14 protein-coding genes are annotated in these 17,216 nt (G+C 50.9%); 7 read left to right on the forward strand and 7 right to left on the reverse strand.

The features are described 5' to 3' along the window. Positions 1–172 precede the first annotated feature (172 nt). Complete coding sequence (locus tag F3I15_RS18170; protein ID WP_190314924.1) at positions 173–310, forward strand: hypothetical protein; 138 nt, start codon at positions 173–175, stop codon at positions 308–310. Positions 311–1,982: 1,672 nt separating this feature from the next. On the opposite strand, the gene F3I15_RS05125 is transcribed toward F3I15_RS18170, so the two are convergent. Together F3I15_RS05125 and F3I15_RS05130 are read right to left on the reverse strand one after the other, a co-directional pair. Next, the gene (locus F3I15_RS05125; RefSeq protein ID WP_150017195.1) at positions 1,983–2,954 is read right to left on the reverse strand and encodes a ParB/RepB/Spo0J family partition protein; all 972 of its coding nucleotides are present in this window, start codon (positions 2,952–2,954) and stop codon (positions 1,983–1,985) included. A 5-nt stretch (positions 2,955–2,959) separates the two neighbouring features. Beyond that, positions 2,960–4,171, reverse strand: a complete 1,212-nt coding sequence (locus tag F3I15_RS05130; RefSeq protein ID WP_071669367.1) for an AAA family ATPase — start codon at positions 4,169–4,171, stop codon at positions 2,960–2,962. A gap of 4,267 nt (positions 4,172–8,438) precedes the next feature. Here F3I15_RS05130 and ycgZ point away from each other — a divergent pair. The 3 genes from ycgZ to F3I15_RS05150 all read left to right on the forward strand — a co-directional run bounded on the left by ycgZ (position 8,439) and on the right by F3I15_RS05150 (position 9,456). Then, complete coding sequence (gene ycgZ, locus F3I15_RS05140; RefSeq protein ID WP_150016829.1) at positions 8,439–8,681, forward strand: regulatory protein YcgZ; 243 nt, start codon at positions 8,439–8,441, stop codon at positions 8,679–8,681. A gap of 24 nt (positions 8,682–8,705) precedes the next feature. Beyond that, positions 8,706–9,050, forward strand: a complete 345-nt coding sequence (locus F3I15_RS05145) for a hypothetical protein (RefSeq protein ID WP_150016830.1) — start codon at positions 8,706–8,708, stop codon at positions 9,048–9,050. 133 nt (positions 9,051–9,183) lie between these two features. After that, entirely contained in the window at positions 9,184–9,456 is a 273-nt protein-coding gene (locus F3I15_RS05150) for a biofilm/acid-resistance regulator YmgB/AriR (RefSeq protein WP_150016831.1), read from the forward strand. A 256-nt stretch (positions 9,457–9,712) separates the two neighbouring features. On the opposite strand, the gene F3I15_RS05155 is transcribed toward F3I15_RS05150, so the two are convergent. The 3 genes from F3I15_RS05155 to F3I15_RS05165 form a co-directional block, all read right to left on the reverse strand. Further along, positions 9,713–9,979, reverse strand: a complete 267-nt coding sequence (locus F3I15_RS05155) for a hypothetical protein (protein WP_150016832.1) — start codon at positions 9,977–9,979, stop codon at positions 9,713–9,715. 137 nt (positions 9,980–10,116) lie between these two features. Next, on the reverse strand, positions 10,117–10,368 hold the full coding sequence (locus tag F3I15_RS05160; RefSeq protein WP_223810677.1) for a hypothetical protein: 252 nt from the start codon (positions 10,366–10,368) through the stop codon (positions 10,117–10,119). Between the two features lie 474 nt (positions 10,369–10,842). Continuing rightward, positions 10,843–11,079 (reverse strand): DUF2171 domain-containing protein, encoded by a 237-nt coding sequence (locus tag F3I15_RS05165; protein ID WP_071669373.1) that lies wholly within the window; start codon positions 11,077–11,079, stop codon positions 10,843–10,845. 216 nt (positions 11,080–11,295) lie between these two features. Between F3I15_RS05165 and F3I15_RS05170 the strand changes: the two genes are divergently transcribed. From F3I15_RS05170 to traT, 3 genes are all read left to right on the forward strand, one after another. After that, positions 11,296–12,096 (forward strand): SDR family oxidoreductase, encoded by an 801-nt coding sequence (locus F3I15_RS05170; protein WP_150016833.1) that lies wholly within the window; start codon positions 11,296–11,298, stop codon positions 12,094–12,096. Positions 12,097–12,205: 109 nt separating this feature from the next. Continuing rightward, positions 12,206–13,741, forward strand: a complete 1,536-nt coding sequence (locus F3I15_RS05175; protein WP_150016834.1) for a methyl-accepting chemotaxis protein — start codon at positions 12,206–12,208, stop codon at positions 13,739–13,741. A gap of 300 nt (positions 13,742–14,041) precedes the next feature. Beyond that, positions 14,042–14,770, forward strand: coding sequence for a complement resistance protein TraT (traT, locus tag F3I15_RS05180; protein ID WP_150016835.1), 729 nt, complete (start codon positions 14,042–14,044; stop codon positions 14,768–14,770). A gap of 62 nt (positions 14,771–14,832) precedes the next feature. On the opposite strand, the gene F3I15_RS05185 is transcribed toward traT, so the two are convergent. Both F3I15_RS05185 and amyA read right to left on the reverse strand, forming a co-directional pair. Beyond that, entirely contained in the window at positions 14,833–15,513 is a 681-nt protein-coding gene (locus tag F3I15_RS05185; RefSeq protein ID WP_150016836.1) for a haloacid dehalogenase type II, read from the reverse strand. 80 nt (positions 15,514–15,593) lie between these two features. Then, on the reverse strand, positions 15,594–17,072 hold the full coding sequence (gene amyA / locus F3I15_RS05190) for an alpha-amylase (protein WP_150016837.1): 1,479 nt from the start codon (positions 17,070–17,072) through the stop codon (positions 15,594–15,596). Between the last annotated feature and the right edge of the window lie 144 nt (positions 17,073–17,216).

Raw genomic sequence — 17,216 nt, forward strand, 5'->3', positions numbered from 1 at the left:
AGCTGTGTCATGGTTTTATCCAGGTACCCATAAATATTGACTGGCTGCCATCCGGGTATTGTATGCAGAGCGGCCCCCCCTTTGACTCACTACTGAATCTTCCCGTCAGCGCACATCCCTAAACAGGTGCGGTTGACCTTTATAACAGCAGAGACAAACGCAGGACTTCATTGTGGACGTAATTGCTGAATGCCACACACAACAGGCTGGTGAAGCGCAGGCTATTGCTCTGATGATTTGCGACAACACAGAAAAATATGATCAGGCATGTTTTCATCAGCTGCCTGGGGGGACTGGAAAAGCAATCTGAACTGCGGGTACTTTAACAATAAAGCATTCTATTAACAGGCATCGGGCATCCTGACGAATTGACCATCACTGGCGTTCTGGTTGAGGAGATTTACGGGTGATATTGCTCATCAAAAATACGATAGTACATATTTTCATCAGGCATTCCGAAGCCAGTGATGCATTCAGACCTTAAGCCTGTTGCTGGCTCGTGCTCAACTTATGGTCAAGATGACAAACAGTCTCTTCTGCCCTTTCCTGCATTCATGTCTGATTACGCATCAATGTATCTGTTCTTCAGCTGTTCCGGTTTATCTGCCATGTTATACCCACCTCCTCGCAGCAAAGGTGAACGGCAAGCACGTGCTGGTGAAGATGCAGGAAATAACTTCTCTCCTGAATGAACGATGCACCAGAGCACCTCAGCAAAGAGACGCGTTGCTTTTTTAAAAACCAGCAAAGCAACAAAAAACACGCTGAACGTCAGTGCGCTGACATTGAAAAGACCAATATTAAGCTGCTAACAGCCTTTCTTTGCAAACCTGTTGTCAAAAGGCAGCTTGTTTTAATCCTTACGCGTTCACCAACTGGTCATGCGCATGCTTTGCCAGCGTGTATTGTTACAGCAGAACCGCAGTTTCCCGGGCAGCACAGGTGCATTTACAGTCCCGTAAAGTATCCGTTATTTCTGTCCCTTTATAAGCGTTGACTAATACCCGATACACCCAGTTGTCTTTTGAGAGTTCTGTACAGGAAGGGCATACAGATGGCCGAGCCTGAAGCCGCTTAAACCTGTTTTTGAGGCAGTGTAACTGCCCTGTGTTGCTGACCTGAATAGGTGCTATTTTGCACATGAGCGATGAACAGCACAGATGTGTCTTGAAGACACAATCCGCTGAGCAATGCGATTGCGCTCAGCGCCCCGCGCAAGCCCTGGTTTCGCCTACTTAGGGTTTTTGCAAATCAGGCGCAGGGAAGCGTTCAACGTAAGTTCGCATAATGAGAACAGTTTATTGGGTCCGGGTTAATGCATGAAACGTCAACCTATGCACGTCAGGCACTGGCACGTGAGCGCGGTTATGTTGAGTAGACGGTGACTCTGTCTTCATGGCTGATATCCAGTGTGGCATTTGCCGCCTCAGTAAACGCGCCTGGCTCATCATGCCCTGCCGGGCACACCTGTTTCAGGCGTTATGCCTTATAGCGGTCTCGATGTTCTTGCTTAAGCGTTAGCGCTGTCAGCATGAAAACCGGGAATTTCAGGTTGAAATAAATGACATTTGACGAGAAAAAAACAATAAGTTAAAAACAAAAACGCATGGGAACCTTCTCAAGGTTTTCTCCTTTAAAATGGCATAGCTGCGTTCAGGATTTGCAACCGCACACGCCTTTGTCAAACCATCAGAGCTGGGTATCCGGAGATAGCTGTGCGGGTCTGAAGGCAATGCGGTGTGGGCTGTGGTGTATTTGGCAGATGCACCTGCAGATGGGGGCAGCACAGTTGGCTGTACCTCGCTTCGTTCTGATGGGGTCGCACGGCCTGCAGTAACAATAGATGAGAATGATGTGGGAATTTCAGGTTGAAATAATGTGGGTTATCAGTGTTATTTCAGCAGGTTAGACTTGAAAAAGTCCGGGGAAATTCATTCTGTCACCTCAGATGAAATGACAGAATGAATTATGTGAGAGGTAATTCAGTGGGATGCCTCAGCGGCCATTTTTTCCATCACAGCCTGAACAGCTGCATCAAGTTCTGCCTGCCATGCCGCAGGAAGGCGGGAAAATTCATAGGTCACAAGGCGTTTTTCTGCATCTGTTTTTTTGCGCGCAAATTGCTTTTTATCAGCAAAACCTGCGAGTTTCTCAACAGTGATTTTTTTAGCAGATTTCGCTGCGACGGCAGCCATACTTTCATGGCGAACGGCAGTGAGTATGCGGGTTTTAAGCGCACTTTCATCGATGCTTTCAGACCCACCTGTGGGGATCTTTTCACGCACCTGAGCGGCCAGCGCCTCAGGTGTCATGCCCTTAAGATGGGCTTTTTCTGCACTCTCCAGTAATGTCTGATAATCGCTGATAGACAAATCAGCCATCGCCGGGAAAAGCGCAATCAGGGCATCCGGCACCTCGGCTGCCTGAAAAGCCCGGGTGACTTTTGCCGGCGACAGACCTTCAGCGGCGGCGATATCAGCACGCGTCATGTCTGCAGGGTACATGGTCTTTAAACGCATTCCGAGCTCACGCAGTGTGTGCTCACGGGCAGTCTGAATATCGATAGCCAGTTGGCGGGCATCAGCCAGTGTCAGCGCATCTCGCGTGATAAGCACCTCAAATGGCATCCCGCTGTAAAGGCACGCGGCGCGTCGCCGTGATCCGTCCAAGACTTCAATGCGTCCCTCTACTTCCCGGCCAATCGCAGGAAAGAACTGCTGTAATTTGATGGTTCGCGAAATGTCGCTCACAGACTCAGGCGTAAGGAATGCCTGATCCCGACCGTTGATCGCCGGATCAACATAGGTGTGTGCTTCAATATCATCGTGCAGAATTTTAGTAAGAGTGAAACGCGCTTCTGCACCCGATTTCAGGACAAAAATGCGGGCGTTTTCTGTTTCGCTCAGCATGCGGGAAAAGCTGGAATTGCCGAGCGTACGGCCCATTTTTTTCATTTCTTTCACGGCTTGCTGCTCCTGATAAATTCGATTCGCTTAAACACAGCCTGTGTAAAACGCTCGGCTTCGCGCTTAGCATTTTTCAGTGCTTCCGTACTGCCAGGATAGGATTGCGGATCGGCACTGACAATGGTGTCAAAGGTTTCGCCACACCGCTCAAAACCATCAAGGCGTGGGAGTGCCGCATCCAGAATGTAAGAGGTAAAGACATCACGTGCCAGACCGTGCGTCATCTCGTGATCCCGCTTGGAGGTCATTTTGGACATAAAGCCAATGTTTCCTTTAATACGCGGATTGATTCCCTCCTCCTCCAGCTGCTCAAGCATTTCAGGCAAACGCGTAAGATATTTCAGTGTGGAATGAAAATCGACCTGTGCCGGAGGGGTAGGCGTCAGCAGAAGATCGCTTGCCGCAATGGCATTCAGCATAAATGCATCCAGATGCGGTCCGGTGTCGACAAAGATAAAGTCGTAATCATCCCCGACCCGATCAATGATATTACGTCGCAGGACTTCTGAGGGCAGCACACCCGGGAGGTGTTCACGGACCAGATCGTTCCACTGGCTTGCCACAAAGCCGTCATCGATTGAGGCTGGAATGATATCCACACCCGGAATAATGGTTGGCTGAATGATGTGCTGGTGTAGCTGTTCTGCATCCAGATCGTTGAGCATTGCCTGCGCTGCTGTTTCCATAATGGACCCGATACTGTTGGCATGATTGAGAAACATTGTGCTGGATGCCTGCGGATCGAGATCAATGACCAGGTTGCGCAGATCGTATTGCAGCAAATCAGGATGCACGCGCAGCCCGTGAGCCAGTGTCACCGTGCTGACAGTTTTAGAGACGCCACCTTTGAGATTCACAACGAAGATTACAAAGGGCCCTTCGCCTTTGTGAATATCGCGGTACTTAGGCACATCACGATGCGCATAAATGTCTACCACGTCCTGCACGGTCAGTGCATAGGGGCGAGTGTTACCGGCTTCTTTGCGGTTAAACACATGGCCACGGGCTTCCATTTCATCAATGGCTTGCTCGACCGCGCGTCGACTGAGTTTTGGAAGGTTTGCTACGGAGTTGCGGGTAAACGTCTGGTAATACTGATCGAGTCCAAATTCGTGGCGCTTATCAATGATGTCATCGCTCATGCTGCGCAACATGGCATTGGCTCTGCGCGCCGTTTCGTCCACACCACCATAATTACTTTTCATTACTCCGCTCCGTTGGCAAATTTTGTACCAGTGTACGTGCTGAAATGTTATGTGCAACATTTTTTGCAATTCAGAAAAATATTGTACATGGCAAGAAAAGTCTGAACGCATTGTAAATGCGCATTAAGCCGTCACTGCCAGCCCTCCACTGTGAAGCGCTTTGCTTTGCGCATAGTGAAAAATTTACCCTTAAAATTTTTCCTTTAAGTAATTGAATATTATACATTTTATGTAATTATTTCAGGTTGAAATTCCCAGCCCAAAAGGTTTCTTTCATGCAGTAAACGCAGACACTGTCGGCGAAAAGTTATTGCAGCAGGTAACCACAGGAAGAAAACAGACCGCAACCAGAACTGACGCAGGCAGGATTTACGGTGTTGAAGTCTCTGATACTTTCCTGTTCTTTAGACTGGTTTCTTAGTGCGAACTATTACCCCTACCGAAAAGTTAACGCTTTGTACATGATGCACGCTCGCACAGCGCGCGACAGACAGGCTTTATAAAAGTATTCGTAGAAGGCCCTGATGACCCTATGGCAGAAAGAGTGCCAGGTAAAGCGGTTTGGTTAACCCTGTATACAGCCGTACGCATTAATTAACCGTTTCCTGAACGTGCCTGGACTGTGGCTTGCAACGGGATACACCTTAGGATCGGTATTGCTGTCTCACCTTCAACAGGCCAAACCGCAGTCGTATTGCTTTAAGCGTAATGTAACCAGGGTCAGCACATCTCCTTTTCAAAGCTCTGCCTGTGAGGTTGCCGTCTGGAGTTAATTAAAATATTTCGTGCTAATGTATGACATGGATGTGCCGACACGCTGTATCAGCTTCTGTACCTGACATAAGCACAGCTTTATGGAAATTTCTTATAAGCCTCTGACCTTAACGAGCGGTACGCCAGTATCCGATGCTTCAGAGGCACGGCTTACCGTAGAACACCTGTCTGAGCGCAACATAGGATTTGTATCAGAACACGGCGCCTTCCTGATAAACAACCTGAAATCAAACCAAAGCCGCATCAAGCAGTTTCAGGACTCACAGACTTCTCGATTGAATACGTTTAGCCCGTCGGTTTTACTGTTATTCGTGATGGTTGCATCCATTTCTTTGCCTGCCCCGTATCCGCACTGGCCCACAAATCAACATTGAGCCCCATGTCAGCCATAACCTGAGCCGGTTTACTACGGTATATTGGTCATGACGCATCCGTGTATTGCGGTCAGTGCTTATCAACCGGTGCGAAGCGTTTGCACTGCATCCGGCATCAACATCACACTCATCAGTGACATCATAAATATCCACCTTCACTGGTATAGCTGGCAGAAAGGCTCAGATGTGCATAATACAGCGCAGCCATATCCAGCATGTCCGCACACGATGCCAGCAAGCGGCGCGAGAATAATGGAGCACGCCAGTACATGTCCTAGGCAGCTTCTTTTATCAAAGAGATTACGGATTCCCCTGCTGGTCCGCGCAGCCGTCTGATTGTGACGCTTGCTTCCTGAGCCAGAGAGCAGGCCTGCCCGGTAAGCGTTTCGAAAGGTAGCCAGCCGATGGCGCCACGCTGTCTGCAGCAGAGAACTTTAACGTCAAAGTGCCTGGCAAAATCGGCTTGTCTTATAAATCTGCTGAGCGGCGCGTTGCTGCGCTGCTTTTGTCCTGTTTACCGGGCATGTATGCGCCATCGCGCAATGCTATTAACGACAGTGCGCCTCTGCGCAGGTGGTCGGTGTAGGTATGTTAGGTGGCAAAGATACAGGCGTATTTAGTGGCCTGCAGGTTGTGCCGGTTCAGAGATTAGGCAGCAACTGAATGAGCAGAACATCAAGCATGCTGGTGTCTCTTTTTAAACACATAAGGGGGAAAGCACATTACAGGCATGCCTGAAGATGTGTGCTGACTGATAACACACTGTGTCTGAGCATGACTACCTTATGGCCATGACGGTAAAAGCTCCTGACGCGTCAGTAGTCACCCGCAAAATGTCCCGATGTAACTAACATAACGGCGATGCAGTCTGACGTTTTAAGGACACAATCGTCTTTATATTCTGAAGAGCGTTTTCATTTGTCTGGTCTTTAGCATACCGGGGTGTCTGACTGAGTCTGATCGATTTGGCGTGTTACCCGGCAGCACACATGTCTCGATGTAAACACAATGCAGGACATTTGCCAGACCAGGGTTATGCAAAGCTGGATATGATCACGATTATCACATAAAACCAGTGACTGAGGGGGACACGTTGATATGGCCTGAAAGGCCGCTCTTATCAGGGTAAGTTCAGCGGTCAGTACACATTATCGGTTGTAGTATCAGNAAAAAGTACCCATGCATATTCATGCCTAACACTATGTTTTTATTGTCATTTTAGTGATTATTTCACATTGAAATTCCCGAGCCTGCAAAGCGTGCTGACTGAAAACAGTTATGGCCACGCTATATGCGGCCCGGACAGGACGTTTCTGTAATGTTATCTGACCCCATTAAGGTTGAGGTATTTTAGCTCGTGAAAATAATTGAAGTGTTGCCGGTCAGCCGCATCCCAGGGCGTTAACACACCCGCATGTCTTGGCACTAATATAAACAGTCAGCGATATCTGGTACCCCTGCCGACATCATACCGAAGCCGTTAAAAGGATGTTTCCTCACAATGCAGGTACAGCGAAGGCGTGTCAGATGTTCATCGGTTGTGCGCACATTTGAGTACAGGGCAGGGACACGTTATTTTCCCACTCCTCCATGTGTTTTTAATGAAACGTTGCTTAAAAAACGTTATCCAGAACGCTCTGCCTGCTTCCGGACATCCGGTTGTATTACTGTCAGTACAGAGACGAACGCAAAAGCTTAATACAAGCATACACATGTTCCTGAACCTTCCATATCAGCGTTCAACTTTTGACTGACTGCGATCGGCCCGTAACATCTTTAGCCAGCCCAGGTATTATAGCGCATCAATAACCCAAGCATGCTGCCCGATAGGGCAATGTTGCCCATGCGTATGTCAGACGTTGGTTTCGGCGTGCTTTCAATAAAGAGTCTGTAATTGTGTTGTCTATGTCAGAACGCAGTGCTCAGTCGCAATAAACGCGTATTCAGCCCTGCCAATCCGACGCTGCGACTGGTTGTGTCATGGCATTTGCGGTCATTGTGGCTGCAAGAATGTTCTGCCTGAGCAGCTAGTACAGCTCGTGCTTAAACCGGCTCTGAAAGGCTCCCAGCCCGGTAAACTAAATACACCGCAAACACTTTTTCTACGCACGATCACTGTACGTTAATAAAGCGGAAATCACCGTTGGTCAGGCAGCAATGTCCGAAAATGCGCGCGAATTACATCTCATAACGGGCAGGCTAAACGACATCGCGTGATAGCAATGATGCGTGCGGACAAAAACGCCTGATGACGCGTGGCAGAGAGTTAAGTAATGCAGTCTGTGTTCTCTTACTGTGCAGCTTGCCTGTTGAGAAGATAAACGAGCCTGTATAGCCTGTCAGAGCTGCTGTAAGTAGGGCAGCACACTGGGCGCTGAGCTTACTGCCAGAAATTACGGCTTTGAGACTTAACATCGAAGAACTGAAGCCAGGAAAGGATTACTTGCTGAACAGCATGCCAAGCAATTCACGAAGATGAGCGGCCTCGATTGGATCCTCTACACAGTCGAGTTTTCCAATGAGTTTCAGACACACTGAGGTGCGTGTCAGCCGACGATCCTGACGCAAAATGTCGACTGTGATTCTGCCCAGTAATTCAATCTGAGAAGGATGGGTGACCTTGCTGAAGTAGCTTGTCATTCCGATGGCAGATTCGTTAGGGGGTGAGCCCTGACACATATTATTACCTGAAGGTGTGAGTGAAGTTGTGCGCAAAGTAAACGATGTCAGAAGGTCTGTACAGCGCTCTTTTCGTCATGTTGTGTAAGTTACCAATGGTACGAATAAAACTGAAGATATTTCATAAAGATAAATGATTTTTTATTTCCGCATAAGAGTGAATTTTTCATCTGAGGCTTTTATCTCAGGCCAGATTGCATATCTTTTATCTGATGCAACGTTGTAAACATACTTTGTACAAGTTAGTCAGATTAACGATGAAAATGCTAATTCTGGTTTAGTTATAAGTCCTTGAAATACCAAATTAAGCATTTTTTGCAAAAAAAACAATATGTACATACAAATAATCGCTGTACAAGTTTTCTCAAGTTGTATAACTTTACGCTCATGCAGTAGTGCTTACATTATACACAATCAGAACAGACAATCAGAGGTTCACCATGCGTCAGAACATCGCGAACTATCCATCATCTGCACAGGATATTGCTCAGTACTTTAACAATATCTCAGCGCCCAGCCAGCAGGAAACGCTGGGCCAGGTTGTGGTGGAGATTCTACGTTCAGGTAAAAACCTAAACCGCAAAGCGATTTGCAGCAAATTATTGCGCCGCCTTGAAACTGCCACCAGCCAGCAGGAAGAGCGCCATTATCAGGTACTTATTGGACTGCTGTTTGACCGCTAAGTTCACTTATTAATGTGCCTGTGCTTGTTAAATGCGTTTCAGGATGGTCTGGACAGGCCATCAGATATCCTTGCCGGAGCAGGCGCACACCGTGAAGAAGCGATTATGCAACGAAATAATTTAGAACGGCTCACAGACATTGTTATTGGCGAGGCGGTTACAGTATTGCTAAATAATGCCGATCGCATTAATGCAAACGCGCTGGTGACCAGTCTCAAACGTATGGCTGTTACAGAATCCAATCCGGAACGACTGGCCGCCATAAAAAGCGCGCTGAAGGAAATTCAGCAGGAATTTCCGCGGACGCGCGATGATGCCTCAGCACTGGGCTCGGATGCCGGCATAGTGGCCATGAAAAAGAGTCATTAAGCAAGGAGTAGTTTCCGCCCACGCGGAAAGTGGCATGAAGCCCGCAGGATGCGGTCATCTCAGGATGGCCGTTTTTATTTCAGGTGTTTAGCCTGGCAACTCAGCCGCCTGATGCGGATTAAACGGAATCAATATGCAGCAGCAGAACACTCAGCAAACCTCTACCCTTGAAGCTGACATCATCCATCATTTTCGGCAGGCCGGCGATGCGCTCTCTGCTGAAACAGCAGTTCTGGATGCTGTCATTCGCGATATCGTGATTCATGGCAAACGTGTCACCAGCAAAACCATTATTCTGTATCTGATTGCTGAGCTGGAAAGCACAACAGATGTTGTTCATCTTGATGTGCTTCGCAATGCGCTGGAAATCGTGGTTGGCCGTACCCCTGATGATGAAGGTTTTTAACACATAACCGCTCAGTTCTGCTGTGCAGTCTGCACAGCAGAACGGGCCGCTGTGGTTTCAAACCCATCTTGAGAGGCCCATACAGAGCAACTCACCGCCGCAATCAATGTTATCGCTATCCACACTTTCATCATGTCCTCCGTCTGGTTCTGTGTTAACTGGGTAGACAAATAAGCCTGGCACGAATTTGCTGATCTGCAACAATAACAGCGGGATACAGGACGATTCTGAACGGTCAGACAGTAAACCGGATTGGCTAATCCGCTTTGCTGCATGACGAAGAAATCAACACATCGTCATCGGTCTTTTCGGCTAACGCCAGGCGTAAGCGCATTTCATTTCTGATGTGCTCAATGGCCTGCGTGCTGGCCTGCAGACGGTGCGGGTCAGCAGTGGTGTTAACTTTGATGTGCAGTTTATCCAGCAGCGCATGCCATGTCACAGTTTCGCGCGCTTCAAGCAGTTCCGTTACGGCTTCGCCAAGCACTGCTTCCATTAGTTTTTCGTCAAAAGAGCTCTTCATCACGCTATCCGGCCACAAATTTATAAAACTCCATCACAACTGTCGTGTCTGTATGGGGAAATTGCAGGCTTACCGGCTCGATTATTCAGGAGACTGTCATCCCCATCACCCTGTCCGTATCGGGAGCGAACCGTCTGTCAGTCCTGCTCTGTTTTTTCCTCATTGAGCCGATAGAGGTAGATATCATTGCGCTCCCGGTATTTAGCCGGATAAATCATGGCGCCGTTGCCATCACTGATATAGTGCATGCCAATGGGTTCAATAATGGCAAACGGCTCCGCCAGCGCAGCGCGATAACGCAGGATTTCACGCGCCATTTCTACCGCTTCAGGTGAATTGTTATCAGGGTGGCCTGCTATATATTGCAGGCGTTCGTCGCTAAGCATCATGCTCTCCTCGTTCTTTCTGACGCTTTACGGCCTTACCTACGTCCGAATCTGTTGCCATCATAGCCAAGAGCAAGACGGAAACCAAAGCCTGTATGCTTTTGTTTGCTTCACCTTTTTCAGAGACGCAACGCGTGGATAAGGTTCTGAGGAAAGCAGGGGGGCTGATGCCCGGATTTTAGGTGCAGAAATGCAGTCCGTGACAGGGAATTCAGAAACCTGCGCAGATCTCACGCGGCCTGATTCGGCAAGAATATGATAAGCGCCCTGATAACAGTTTATAGTGCAGACAGGGTTGAAAGAAAATGAACAGCGTCAGGGGAACATACCGCCGTCTGCATTATGCAGGAGTCACTGGCGAATCAGAGGGATATGAGGTGGTTTTAAAAAAGCTGATAAAAAACAAGGCATCAGGTTTGTGAGTCGTGCAGGAACAGTCTGCCGGCCGCAGCGTTACCACCGCGGCCGGCACATCACTTACGCGCTCTGCCACTCAGCTTCGACATCTGATTTGGATTTAGACAGAATGACTTTGTTGTCATCCACCTCTTTTACCCAGCTAAATGGAATGATGTGATGCTGACCACCTGCTTCCGGATCGCTTTTTGCCAGTTTGATCTTATCTTCGCCTTCAAAGTGATCAACGATACCGACGTGCTCACCGTTAACGTCAACAACCTGTGCGTGATCCAGGATTTCTGATTTGTTTACCATATTGCCTCCGTTCTGTTGATGTAAATGCAGCAGTTGTGCTGTCAGACTGCTTAAGTCTGGTCATAAATCTGCAGATTTCCAGTTATTTACAGAATGAAATATTTAAGGGGCTTTCAGGTACAACCTGCTGACGTTGTCTATGATTTGCTGTAGTCGCTGACTGACTTGCACACCAAGGCGGTCTGGGTATTTATCTCCATTACAGGAAACAACAGCATGCAGATATCACTGGAAGGGCAGGTGGCATTGGTCACGGGCGCAAGTTCAGGACTGGGTCATGCCTGTGCGGAAGCACTTGCCGCCGCAGGTGCGGCCGTTGTGATCAACTACAACAGCCAGCGGGAGCCGGCTGACGCGCTGGCCACGGCTATTCAGGCGCGGGGCGGTCGCGCCATTGCCGTGGAAGGCGACGTGTCTGATGAAAAAGCCGTAGACGCGCTGTTTGCAGAAGCACTCAACGCCTTTGGGCGTCTGGATATTCTGGTGGCTAACTCAGGGTTGCAGCGCGATGCGCCGGTGGGTGAAATGACGCTTGAAGAGTGGAACAAAGTGATTCAGGTCAATCTCACCGGTCAGTTTCTGTGTGCGCGTGCCGCACTGCGTCAGTTTCGCAAACAGGCGGCCCGTCCTGAAATCAGCCGGGCGGCGGGAAAAATTATTCACATGAGTTCCGTGCATCAGCTGATCCCCTGGGCGGGTCATGTTAACTATGCTGCATCCAAAGGCGGGGTAGACTTGCTGATGCGCAGTCTGGCACAGGAAGTGGGTGAGGAGCGTATCCGGATCAATTCTGTGGCGCCCGGTGCCATCAGAACGCCGATCAATGAAGAGGCGACGGAAGGGGATGCAGAGAAAAAGCTTCTGGAGCTGATCCCCTATGGCCGGGTAGGGGACCCGGAAGATGTGGGTAATGCAGTGGTGTGGCTGGCAAGCGATCTCTCTGACTACGTGCACGGCACGACGCTATTTATTGATGGCGGAATGAGCCTCTATCCGGGGTTCCGCGATAACGGCTGAGCCTGTTCATCAGGTATAATCGTTATCCCAAAATGTGGCCACTTCTGATCTAAGGAGTGGCACTATCAGGCCGATATAACTAACTCTCCCTTACAACCGGAAGTTAGTTATGTCGCTGAAAAAGTCCTCCCTGATTGTGTTCCTCACTATGCTGATGCTGTTCCTCGCCAGCGTTATCCTTAGCAGCTGGCTGCTGGTGCGCAGTAATGCGTCGTTAAACGCCGTTAATAAAGAAATCCGCGTGGTGCTTTCAGTGATTGATCCTATCAACCACAGCCGTACATTACGCGTGCGGGTAATGGAGTATATGGAAGCCGTCGGGGACAACGATACGGCGGTGGCGTCGCTCGACAGTGTTAAAGCCGTGGCGGTTAAAGCCGATGCGGCGTTTCAGGCATACATGGACGCCCCCCGTCTGCCCGGAGAAGCAATGAATGCTGATGCCTATAAGCAGGCCTATCTGGCCTACAGAGATAACGGTATCACTCCCCTGATTGCCGCAGCGGAAGCGCGCGATCAGGCGCGCTTCAAAGCGCAGATCCCGGTGGTGGTGGGCCTCGACAGGCAGTATGAAAAAGTGCTGGATAAGGTGCTGGCTCAGCACGAAGCGTACGCGCATCAGCTCAATGAAGATGCGCAGAGCCATTTCACCTCAGGCCTGCTGCTGCTTATTCTCTTTGGTGCGCTGTTTGTGGGTGTGATCATCGTGATTTCACTGCTGATGCACCGCTTTGTCTTGGCGCCGCTTAATGCGGCGACGCATCACTGTGACCTGATCGCCGCAGGCGAGCTTGATCGCGTTGTGCCGGCAACCGCCGCATCGCGCAGTGAAATCCAGAGCCTGATGCGATCGCTGGAGTCCATGCGCGGCGCGTTAACCACCATTATTCGTCAGGTGCGCGACTCAGCACACACGGTGTCAACGGCGTCCAGTGAAATCGCGGCCGGCAATATCGATTTGGCATCGCGAACCGAACAGCAGGCAGCAGCGCTGACAGAAACGGCGGCCAGCATGGAAGAGCTGGGCGCCACGGTTAAGCAAAATACCGATAACGTGTTTGAAGCCTGTCGCCTGACCGGGGAGGCCGTGAAGAATGCAGAAACCGGTGAAACCGTATCGCGCGACGTCATTATCTCTATGGATCTCATCAACGCCAGTTCAAGGAAAATTGAAGAGATCATCTCGGTGATTAATGGCATTGCCTTCCAGACCAATATTCTTGCGCTCAATGCTGCTGTGGAAGCGGCCCGGGCAGGTGAGCAGGGCAGAGGATTTGCGGTCGTGGCAGGTGAGGTGCGCAATCTCGCACAGCGCAGTGCGCTCGCAGCCAAAGAGATTGAAACCCTGATTGCGGAGTCTGTGTCGATTATTCACACCGGTTCAGAGCAGGTCAGCCGCACCGGTGAGGCGATGAGCGCCATCATTTCATCAGTAAGCCGCATCAATCTGCTGATGGAACATATCTCCACCGCATCCGGCGAACAGAGCCGCGGTATTGAACAGATTGAAAAAGCGGTCACGGAAATGGACGCCGTGACGCAGCAGAACTCGGCACTGGTTCAGGAGTCTGCCGCGGCGTCCGCCTCGCTGGAAGAGCAGGTGCAGTACCTGACCCGTTCGGTCTCCACCTTCCGCCTTGCCTGACACCGCCCGTCTGACCAGGCTATCTTCCGGGCAGCCATTGTGCTGCCCGGGCATCTGCCCGGAACCGTGTGATTTCCAGTTACTCTGTGCACGCGTTTTGATCGAAATCAACTTTTCTCCACACCTCAGTTTTTAAAATTCCCTGACCTTTTTGAACCCGGCCTGCAGAAAAATGTAAATTTTTCTCATGCATTGCCGATATGTCACTTGCCACCTTAGTGCATCATCGGGCGCAGCCTGATGATGCGGGTGTGCTGCGGGCAAGCGTGCGCCGCAGTTTTTCTCAGGGAGCAGTAAATAATGAAGCGTAACCCCCTTCTGGCGGCCGTTGTGGCCTCCTGTCTTGTGTTATCCGGCTGCAGCGCCATGACCACCGCCATTAAAAAGCGCAACCTTGACGTCAAAACCCAGATGAGTCAGACCGTCTGGCTTGAGCCGTCCAGTGAGAAAACCGTGTATCTGCAGGTGCGTAATACCTCAGACAAAGACATGAGCGATCTTCAGACGCTGCTGGCGCGGGATCTGCAGGCTAAAGGGTACACTGTGACCTCATCTCCGGATGCGGCGTACTACTGGATTCAGGCAAACGTGCTGAAAGCGGAAAAAATGGATCTGCGTCAGGCTCAGGGTTTCCTGTCCACAGGTTATGAGGGCGCAGTGGCCGGTGCCGCACTGGGCGCGGGTATCACCGCCTATAACAGTAATTCCGGTGGCGCGATGTTAGGCGTGGGCCTGGCGGCCGGACTGGCAGGCATGGCAGCGGATGCGCTGGTGGAAGATGTGAACTACACCATGGTGACCGATCTGCAGATTTCTGAGCGCAGCAAAAAAGCCGTGACCACCGATCACATTGCTGCCCTGCGCCAGGGCACCTCAGGCATCAAGCTGCAGACCAGCAGTGAAGAGGGTAACCGCATGAAGTACCAGACGCGTGTGGTGTCAAACGCCAACAAGGTCAACCTCAAGTTTGAAGAGGCTAAACCTGTTCTGGAAGCCCAGCTGGCAAAATCTGTCGCAGGCATCATGTAAGTATGCTGCCGCTGGCCGCCTGAACGCCAGCGGCTTCACCCTGACCGGCGCTTGCCGGTGCCTTAACTGTCCTGCATGACGATCCTCTCTGCAAGGGCCTGCAGAGTGGGGCCGATGATATCGGGCTGTTCGCCCAGATCCAGCGGCGCATTCCCGGGTCGGGTAAGCAGGGCACCTTTCCAGCCACACCCCATGGCACCAATAATATCCCAGGTATGGGTTGCAATGATTCTGAGCCGGGCGGGCTCCTGCTTAAGCTGATCGGCCACGCAGCGGTAGGCTGCCGCAGCCGGTTTAAAGCTCCTGCTGGCCTCCACGGAAAACTGCTGCTCAAAATAACGGTCCAGTCCTGATTGGGCCAGCACGCGTTTTCCTGCTTCACTGGAGGAGTTGGTGAACGTCACCATCCGGAAACCTGCTTCGGAGAGCATGTCCAGCGCGGGCTGTGCATCAGCATGCGGCGGCAGGGTAGCCATAAGGCGTTTAAAGGTATCAATCTGTGCGGCAGTCAGCGTCAGGTGGTGTATTCTGGCGACCATGTTCAGCACGGCAACCGCAAGCTCGCCAAACGGCACATAGCGATGGCTCAGCGTAAGCGTCTGTGAGTAGAGGATCTGTTCGGCAAACCACTGGCGCATTACCTGCGCATGACCAAACGTCTCCTGAAAAAAAGGGGCCAGCGAGGTTAAATCCAGCAGGGTTTCGTTAACATCAAATACCAGTACGGTATTGCGCGGGGTCACATTGGCCTCCTGAAGCACGCATTCCGGTGCAGATACAAAACAGGGGCTGGCGTTATTCACGCGCAGCCCCCAGAGCGGGTTTATTCAATGACCCATACGCTGACGCTGCCGCCGTTACAGGTAAAGGTGGCTTCACCCTGCTCATTGGTGGTCAGGGTTTCTTCACGGTTGCCCAGGAAGTCACGCCAGGTTTTGTTGGCGTAATGTTCGCCCAGCGAAAGGGTTTTCTCTCCGTTATCGCCGTTGGACATCACCACCACACAGCCCGGCTGCTCCTCTGTGCCGCTGCGGCTGAAGGCGATGCAGTTGGGATGATCAAAATAGAGGGTCTGTACGCCGTGCGCAAAGCGCTGGCGCGCGATCATGAGCTGATCGAGTTTATCTATGACCGGCATATCGACCTTGTGCATCTCGCCATCGCTGCCGGTATCTTCATACGACGCGCCGTACAGATCAGGGTAGAACACACACGGCACGCCGTTTTCACGCAACAGGATCAGGGCATACGCCAGCGGCTTGAACCAGGCTTCCACCGGCGCTTCCAGTGACTGCAGCGGTTGCGTGTCGTGGTTAGCCACAATGGTCACCGCATGGAACGGATCGGCTTCCACCAGCGTACCGGAAAAGATCTGACGCATGTCATAGCTGCTGCCCTGTTTCGAGGCCTCATGGAATTTCATGTGCAGGGGCGCGTCAAACAGCATGGTTTTGCCTTCGACCTGATGGATGTACTGCTGCAGCTTGTCGAGCTCAAAGGACCAGTATTCCGCCACGATAAACAGCGGCTGCTCTGAAACCTCCTGCACGTGCTCGATCCACTCTTTATAGAACCAGGCCGGGATGTGCTTCACGGCATCCAGACGAAACCCGTCGCACCCGGTGGTTTCCATGACCCAGCGCGCCCAGTATTTGATCTCTTCGGTGGCAGAGCGGTTGCGAAAATCGATGTTTGAGCCCATAAGATAATCAAAATTACCGAGCTCGTTATCCACCTGGTCGTTCCAGCCTTCACCGGTGTAGTCGTTGACTATCTTGAACACGCCGTCTTCATCGGGATTCTCGATATGATCCACACCGCTGAAGCATTTGTAATCCCAGACAAACTCCGAATATTTTCCGGCACGCACCGGAAAGGTGTAGCGCGTCCAGGCCTCGCACTCTACCACCTCTTCATGGATCTGCGAGCGATCCTGCTCATCCACCCGGTTAACGAGAATACGCTCTTTCTCATCCGCCCCCATTTTGTGGTTGACCACCACGTCCAGCAGTACCGCAATCTGCTGCTGCTTGAGCGCATCGATGGCCGCGTGCAGCTGGGCTTTGTCGCCATACTTGGTGGCAACCGTGCCTTTCTGGTCAAACTCACCCAGGTCAAAAAGATCATAACTGTCATAGCCCACTGAACTGCCGCCGGCGGCACCTTTATACGCAGGGGGCAGCCAGATCATGTTGATGCCAGATTCACTCATGTGTGCCGCGCGCTCTGCCAGTTCCGGCCAGAGTTTGCCACCTTCCGGGTAATACCAGTGAAATGCCTGTAGCAGGGTTGGATTTTTCATTGTCGGGCTCCGTTTATGGTCAACAGAATTATGGAGCGGGAATAGAAAAACGTGCGAATATCTAGCGGCCACCGCACGATTTGCTGCGCGGATCTAATCAGGGCCTGCGTGGTGCATTTGTCTTAAAAACAGCTCTGCCGGTTT

Origin of the sequence: Pantoea sp. M_9 (genome assembly GCF_008631385.1) — a bacterium.
In the GTDB taxonomy this organism is placed as follows: domain Bacteria; phylum Pseudomonadota; class Gammaproteobacteria; order Enterobacterales; family Enterobacteriaceae; genus Pantoea; species Pantoea eucrina.

Excerpts from the sequence above, each read along its gene's own strand:
- F3I15_RS05125 (WP_150017195.1), bottom strand. The coding sequence starts at position 2,954 with ATGAAAAAAATGGGCCGTACGCTCGGCAATTCCAGCTTTTCCCGCATG.
- F3I15_RS05130 (WP_071669367.1), bottom strand. The coding sequence starts at position 4,171 with ATGAAAAGTAATTATGGTGGTGTGGACGAAACGGCGCGCAGAGCCAAT.
- ycgZ (WP_150016829.1), top strand. The coding sequence starts at position 8,439 with ATGCGTCAGAACATCGCGAACTATCCATCATCTGCACAGGATATTGCT.
- F3I15_RS05150 (WP_150016831.1), top strand. The coding sequence starts at position 9,184 with ATGCAGCAGCAGAACACTCAGCAAACCTCTACCCTTGAAGCTGACATC.
- F3I15_RS05155 (WP_150016832.1), bottom strand. The coding sequence starts at position 9,979 with ATGAAGAGCTCTTTTGACGAAAAACTAATGGAAGCAGTGCTTGGCGAA.
- F3I15_RS05160 (WP_223810677.1), bottom strand. The coding sequence starts at position 10,368 with ATGATGCTTAGCGACGAACGCCTGCAATATATAGCAGGCCACCCTGAT.
- F3I15_RS05165 (WP_071669373.1), bottom strand. The coding sequence starts at position 11,079 with ATGGTAAACAAATCAGAAATCCTGGATCACGCACAGGTTGTTGACGTT.
- F3I15_RS05170 (WP_150016833.1), top strand. The coding sequence starts at position 11,296 with ATGCAGATATCACTGGAAGGGCAGGTGGCATTGGTCACGGGCGCAAGT.
- F3I15_RS05175 (WP_150016834.1), top strand. The coding sequence starts at position 12,206 with ATGTCGCTGAAAAAGTCCTCCCTGATTGTGTTCCTCACTATGCTGATG.
- traT (WP_150016835.1), top strand. The coding sequence starts at position 14,042 with ATGAAGCGTAACCCCCTTCTGGCGGCCGTTGTGGCCTCCTGTCTTGTG.
- amyA (WP_150016837.1), bottom strand. The coding sequence starts at position 17,072 with ATGAAAAATCCAACCCTGCTACAGGCATTTCACTGGTATTACCCGGAA.